The organism is Methylobacterium sp. FW306-05-D (assembly GCF_058782155.1).
This window is the reverse complement of sequence record NZ_JBYSXL010000063.1, coordinates 21,573-27,746: the sequence shown is the minus strand read 5'-3', so window position 1 is coordinate 27,746 and position 6,174 is coordinate 21,573. Positions and strand designations below refer to the sequence as shown.

Below are 6,174 nucleotides of genomic sequence, written 5' to 3'. Positions count from 1 at the left end.
CCCGCCGCCGGAGCTGCCGGCCTGGCTGGAGGCCCCCGTTTCGGCCGAGGTCGAGGCCGCTCCGCCGGTGACGCCGTCCGGCGCCCTCGGGGCCGCCGATACCCGCCGCGAGCCTGGGCAGCGGCAGGCCGACAGCGAGGCGCGCCGGCGAGGGACCCTGATCCATTCCCTGGTGGAGCACCTGCCGCGGATCGAGCCGGCCCAGCGGGAGGCCGCCGCGACCGCCTTCGTGCGTGCGCGTGCGCCCGGTTTCGACCGGGCCAGGCAGGACGCGATCGTGGCCGCGACCCTGCACCTGTTCGGGGAACCCGACCTCGCGCCGCTCTTCGCGCCGGAGGCGCGGGCCGAGGTGACGCTTTCGGGGCGGGTCGTGGTCGGCGGCGTCTCGCGCCCGGTCTTCGGCCGCGTCGACCGCCTGGCGATCACCGGGGACACGGTCTGGGTCGCGGATTTCAAGACGGGCCGGCCCCCGCGGGACGGGGCGCCGCTGCCGCGCGCCGAAGCCGGGCAGATCGCCCTCTACGCCGCGCTCCTGGCGGAGATCTACCCGCGCCACCGGGTGGTGCCGCTGCTGGTCTGGACCTCGGGGCCGGTCATCCGCCGGCTCGATGCCGAGGCGGTGGCGGCCGCCCTCGACGCGCTGGCGCAGAGGGCGGCGTGACCGCCAGGGTCTGTGCTCGGCGGTTGTCCCTTCGGGACAACCGGTTGCCGCCGATCCCTGACAGGCGCTAGCGCCGCCCGCCGGCGGCCCGCTTCTGCGGCGCCGGCGTGCCGGAATCCTCCTCGAAGAGCTCGGCGAGCTTCTCGGTCATCGCGCCGCCGAGTTCCTCCGCGTCGATGATCGTCACGGCCCGGCGGTAGTAGCGCGTCACGTCGTGGCCGATGCCGATGGCCAGCAGCTCCACCGGCGAGCGGGTCTCGATGTCCTCGATCATCCAGCGCAGGTGGCGCTCGAGGTAATTGCCGGGATTGACCGACAGCGTCGAATCGTCGACCGGCGCGCCGTCCGAGATCACCATCAGGATCTTGCGCTGCTCGGGCCGGGCCAGCAGGCGCTTGTGCGCCCAGTCCAGCGCCTCGCCGTCGATGTTCTCCTTGAGCAGGCCCTCGCGCATCATCAGCCCGAGGTTCTTGCGGGCCCGGCGCCAGGGCGCGTCGGCGCTCTTGTAGACGATGTGGCGCAGGTCGTTGAGCCGGCCCGGGGTGTTGGGCTTGCCGCCGGCCAGCCACGCCTCGCGCGACTGCCCGCCCTTCCAGGCCCGCGTGGTGAAGCCCAGGATCTCGACCTTGACGCCGCAGCGCTCCAGCGTGCGCGCCAGGATGTCGGCGCAGGTCGCCGCCACGGTGATCGGGCGCCCGCGCATGGAGCCGGAATTGTCCAGCAGCAACGTGACCACCGTGTCGCGAAAATTCGTGTCCTTCTCGCGCTTGAACGAGAGCGGCTGGAATGGGTCGGTGACCACGCGCACGAGGCGGGCGGGGTCGAGCTGGCCCTCCTCGAGGTCGAAGTCCCAGGCGCGGTTCTGCTGGGCCAGCAGCCGGCGCTGGAGCCGGTTGGCGAGGCGCCCGACCACGCCCTGGAGATGGGCGAGTTGCTTGTCGAGATAGGTGCGCAGGCGCGCGAGCTCCTCCACGTCGCAGAGGTCCTCGGCGTGGATGATCTCGTCGAAGCGCGGGTTGAAGACCTTGTATTCCGGGCCCCGCGGCTCGTTGGTCTTCTGCGACGGCGGCCGCCACGCTTCCGAAGCCTCCTCCGAATCGGCGTTCTCGGCCTCGTCCGGCAACTCGCCCGAGGGGGCGTCGGCGGCCTCGGTGGCGCCCTCCTGCAGCTCGTCGGTGGCCTCCTGCGAGGTCTCCATCTCGGAGCGGTCGCCCTGGGACTGCTCCTCGGCCTCGCCCTCGCTCGGGGTCTGCTCGTCGTCCTGGGACTCGTTCTCGTCCTCGTTCTCGTCGTCCTCGGGGTCGAACGGCGTCTCGTCCGCCATGTCGAGGGAGGTGAGGAGATCGCGCACCGAACGGGCGAAGGCGCGCTGGTTCTCGATGGAGCCGATCAGGCCGTCGAGGTTCGTGCCGGCCTTCTCCTCGATGTGGGAGCGCCAGAGGTCGACGATCTTGCGGGCCGCCTCCGGGGGCGCCGCACCGGTCAGGCGCTCGCGCACCATCAGGGCGACGGCATCCTCCATCGGGGCGTCGGCCCGGTCGGTGATGTCCTCGTACTTGCCGCCGCGATGGTAGCGGTCCTCCAGCATGGCCGAGAGGTTCGAGGCGACGCCGGCCATGCGCCGCGAGCCGATGGCCTCGACGCGGGCCTGCTCGACCGCGTCGAAGACCGCCCGGGCGCCGGCATTCTCCGGCGCCAGCCGGCGGTGCACGGCGACGTCGTGGCAGCCGAGCCGCAGGGCCATCGAATCGGCGTTGCCGCGCAGGATCGCCACGTCCTCGGGGGTCAGCTTGCGCGGCGGTTCGGGCAGCCGCGCCTTGTCGCCGGTCAGGGCCGGACGGTCGCTGGCATAGACCACCTCGATCTCGGCGCGCTTGGCGATGGCGCGCAGGCACCCCGCCACCGAGCGCTTGAGCGGTTCGGCGACGGGCTCGCGCCGGTCGCCGGGCTTGCGGTTGGAGATCGACATGCGGGTCGACGGTTTCCTCGAAACGGACGGGAGGGGGTCAGCTCAGGGCGACGTTCGAGGCGCTCTCCGGCAGGTCCTTGCCGAAGGCACGCTGGTAGAACTCCGCCACGAGGGTGCGCTCCAGCTCGTCGCACTTGTTGAGGAAGGTCACCCGGAAGGCGAAGCCGATGTCCTGGAAGATGTCGGCGTTCTCGGCCCAGGTGATCACCGTGCGCGGGCTCATGACGGTGGAGAGGTCGCCGTTCATGAACGCGTTGCGGGTGAGGTCCGCCACGCGCACCATGCGGTTGACGATGTCGCGGCCGCCGTCGCGCTGGTAATGCGCCGCCTTCGACAGCACGATGTCGACCTCGCGGTCATGGGCGAGGTAGTTCAGGGTGGTGACGATCGACCAGCGGTCCATCTGGCCCTGGTTGATCTGCTGGGTGCCGTGATAGAGGCCGGACGTGTCGCCCAGACCCACCGTGTTGGCGGTGGCGAACAGGCGGAAGGCCGGGTGGGGGCGGATCACGCGCTTCTGGTCGAGGAGCGTCAGGCGCCCCGAGAGCTCCAGCACGCGCTGGATCACGAACATCACGTCGGGCCGGCCGGCATCGTACTCGTCGAAGACCAGGGCGACGTTGTTCTGCAGCGCCCAGGGCAGGATGCCGTCCTGGAAGGCGGTGACCTGCTTGCCGTCCTGCAGCACGATCGCGTCCTTGCCGACGAGGTCGATGCGCGAGACGTGGCTGTCGAGGTTGATCCGGATGCAGGGCCAGTTGAGGCGCGCGGCCACCTGCTCGATATGGGTCGACTTGCCGGTGCCGTGGTAGCCGGTGACCATCACGCGGCGGTTGCGGGCGAAGCCCGCCAGGATCGCCAGGGTGGTCTCCCGGTCGAAGATGTAGTCCGGGTCGAGGTCCGGCACGTGCTCCTCGCTCTGCGAGAAGGCCGGGACCCGGAGGTCGAGGTCGATGCCGAAGGCCTCTCGGACGGAGACTTCCCGGTCGGGGAGCGAGGCGGGCGAGACGTCAGAAAGCATAAGGACCTCGTCGGGGCGCGGGTGCCGTGGGGGTGTCACGGAACACGCGGGCTGTGTCGGACTTCGGGGTCTGGCGGTCCGGGGAGGATGAACCGCGCGCGACCGCCATCTAAAGGTCGGCACCGGGCGGCGCCAAGGGGTGTCAGCGCTGCATATAGGGCCTCGCCCGGCAATTGCCGCCCCACCGGGAGCAGGGGAGCCCCGGAAAACGTGCATCGATCGTGCCGGAACCGCGCGGGCGCGGCGGCCGCCGCGTCAGCAGAGCCCGGCGGCGCGCAGGGCATCGTGGGCCCGGATGATGTCGCGCAGGCGCTCCTCGAACGAGCGGTCGCCGCCATTGGCGTCGGGATGGAAGCGCTTCACCAGGGTCTTGTACTGCGCCTTGATGGCGGCCGAATCCGCGTTCTCGTCGAGGCCGAGCACGTCGAGGGCCTTCAGGGTCGCGGCCGAGTGGCGGGGCCGGCGCGGCTCCGGCGCGGCCTTGCGCCGGGCGGTCTCGCCGACGCCCTCGGCGCGCAGGATGTCCAGCGGGTCGACATAGGCCCAGTCGCGCTTGGGCGCCGCCTTGCCGCGCTCGCCGGCGGTGGCCGGGTTCACGCCCATCGCCCAGGTCGGGCGGTGCCCGATGATCGCGTCCTTCTGGAAGGCCTGCACGGCGGCATCGTTCATGCCGTCGAAGTAGTTGTACGTGGCGTTGTAGGCGCGCACGTGGTCCATGCAGAAGCGCCAGTACTGCCCCTCCGCCTTGCGGCCCTTCGGCGCGCGGTAGAGCCCGGGGTTCTTGCACCCGGGGGTCTCGCAGGTCTGGGTCGCAGCCGTCTTCGGCTCGTCGCAGGACGGCTTGATGCGGATGCTGTCGAACAGGGGCGAGTTGAGATCCATGATGGGGCGATTATGAGGGGGCGGGTCGGAGACACAAGGGCGGCGGGCCTGATGCCGCATGCGGTGTTCGGGGGTTGACGCGCGAGGCCGGGCGCCGGAGCCCGGGGACGAAGAAAACGAGGAGACGCCCGCGATGACCGAGACCGTGACCCTGAAGGACTGGATCACCGACACGCTGCGGACGCAACTGGCGCCGCAGGACCTGGCGGTGGTCGACGAATCGCACCTCCATGCGGGCCATGCGGGGGCGCGGCCCGAGGGCGAGACGCATTTCCGCCTGGACGTGGTCGCGGCCGCCTTCGAGGGCAAGAGCCGGGTCGAGCGCCATCGCCTCGTCAATGCCGCCCTCGCGCCGGCCTTCGCGCGCGGGCTCCACGCCCTGGCGGTGCGCGCCCGCACGCCGGCCGAAGCGTCCTGAGGCCGAGACCGCGAGAGACGCCGCCGTGGCCCTGCAGTGCACGCCCCACATCGCCATCGACGAGGCGGAGCTGGAAGAGACCTTCGTGCGCGCCTCGGGCCCCGGCGGACAGAACGTCAACAAGCTCTCGACGGCGGTGCAGCTGCGCTTCGATGCCCGGCGCTCGGCCTCCCTGCCGGACGCGGTGGCGGTGCGCCTGATGCGGCTGGCGGGGCGGCGCCTCACCGTCGACGGGGTGATCGTGATCAGCGCCCAGCGCTTCCGGACCCAGGACCGCAACCGGGCCGATGCCCGCGAGCGCCTGGCCGCGCTCGTGGCCGAGGCGGCGGTGCCGCCGACGCCCCGGCGCGCCACGCGCCCGACCCTCGCCTCGAAGAAGCGCCGCCTCGACGAGAAGTCGAAGCGGAGCGCCACCAAGCGGCTGCGCGGCAGCAGCGCGGACTAGATCGGCCGGCCCTAGATCCTGGCCGCCGCCGTGCCGTCCGGCGGATGGGTCTCGACCTCGCCGCTGACGTAGCGGCTGCCCGGCTTCAGGATGGTCAGCACCAGGGCGATGACGGCCAGGAGCGCCGAGACCGCGGCGGGGAACAGGAAGGCATCCTCGCCGTAGCGCATCTGCAGGAAGCCGCCGATCACCGCGCCGGTGCTCAGGGCCGCCCAGAGCGGCGCCTGGATCCAGAACGAGGGCGCCACCGTGCCGAGCATCAGGTTGGCGAGCCCGGTGCCGAACCGCACCACCGCGCCGGTGACGTAGGTGAGCGCGAGGCTGCGTCCGCCCTCGTCCTGCAGCGTCGCGTTCTGCAGGCCGAGCGCGATGACGATCGGATAGGCGTGGAGCGGGAACGCGAAGGTGCCGTGGGGCACGATGAGCCCGATGGTGAGGAGCACCGATTGCAGCAGGAGCAGCACCGAGAGTCGCCAGCGCCCGACCCAGGCCGCGATGAGCGTGCCGGCGAAGGCGCCGAAGCAGAACAGCACGATGACCGAGGCGACGCGCGACGTGCTCTCCCAGTCGAACCGGCTGACCGAGACGCCGAAGCGCGTCGTGTTGCCGCTCATGAACGACATGAAGAGCTGCGAGAATTCGAGGAAGCCGATGGAATCGGCGCAACCCGCCACGGCCGAGAGTGCCAGCGCGAAGGGGATGCGCGTCGCGGCACTCGCCGGAAACGACTTGTTCTGCGTCTCTGCCATAGGTCTGCTGTCCTCCGTCCCGTGCGGCG

At 71.5% G+C, this 6,174-nt stretch carries 7 protein-coding genes; 3 read left to right on the top strand and 4 right to left on the bottom strand.

Features of this window, described 5'->3' with window-relative positions; genetic code table 11:
- Positions 1–661: PD-(D/E)XK nuclease family protein (locus AC3WLN_RS18440; protein ID WP_492483630.1), on the top strand; the 661-nt coding region annotated here is incomplete at its 5' end.
- Between the two features lie 67 nt (positions 662–728).
- Here AC3WLN_RS18440 and cobT read toward each other — a convergent pair.
- From cobT to AC3WLN_RS18425, 3 genes are all read right to left on the bottom strand, one after another.
- Positions 729–2,630: a cobaltochelatase subunit CobT gene (cobT, locus tag AC3WLN_RS18435; RefSeq protein ID WP_492483633.1), complete on the bottom strand. Its 1,902-nt coding sequence runs from the start codon at positions 2,628–2,630 to the stop codon at positions 729–731.
- 37 nt (positions 2,631–2,667) lie between these two features.
- On the bottom strand, positions 2,668–3,651 hold the full coding sequence (gene cobS / locus AC3WLN_RS18430; RefSeq protein WP_056214992.1) for a cobaltochelatase subunit CobS: 984 nt from the start codon (positions 3,649–3,651) through the stop codon (positions 2,668–2,670).
- Positions 3,652–3,906: 255 nt separating this feature from the next.
- On the bottom strand, positions 3,907–4,533 hold the full coding sequence (locus AC3WLN_RS18425; protein ID WP_055947709.1) for a J domain-containing protein: 627 nt from the start codon (positions 4,531–4,533) through the stop codon (positions 3,907–3,909).
- Between the two features lie 133 nt (positions 4,534–4,666).
- Here AC3WLN_RS18425 and AC3WLN_RS18420 point away from each other — a divergent pair, with 133 nt between their 5' ends.
- Entirely contained in the window at positions 4,667–4,951 is a 285-nt protein-coding gene (locus AC3WLN_RS18420) for a BolA family protein (protein ID WP_492483636.1), read from the top strand.
- A 25-nt stretch (positions 4,952–4,976) separates the two neighbouring features.
- Positions 4,977–5,396: an alternative ribosome rescue aminoacyl-tRNA hydrolase ArfB gene (arfB, locus tag AC3WLN_RS18415; RefSeq protein ID WP_492483638.1), complete on the top strand. Its 420-nt coding sequence runs from the start codon at positions 4,977–4,979 to the stop codon at positions 5,394–5,396.
- Positions 5,397–5,407: 11 nt separating this feature from the next.
- Here the strand turns inward: arfB and AC3WLN_RS18410 are convergent, their stop codons facing one another.
- Entirely contained in the window at positions 5,408–6,145 is a 738-nt protein-coding gene (locus AC3WLN_RS18410; RefSeq protein ID WP_492483640.1) for a YoaK family protein, read from the bottom strand.
- Positions 6,146–6,174: the final 29 nt, after the last annotated feature.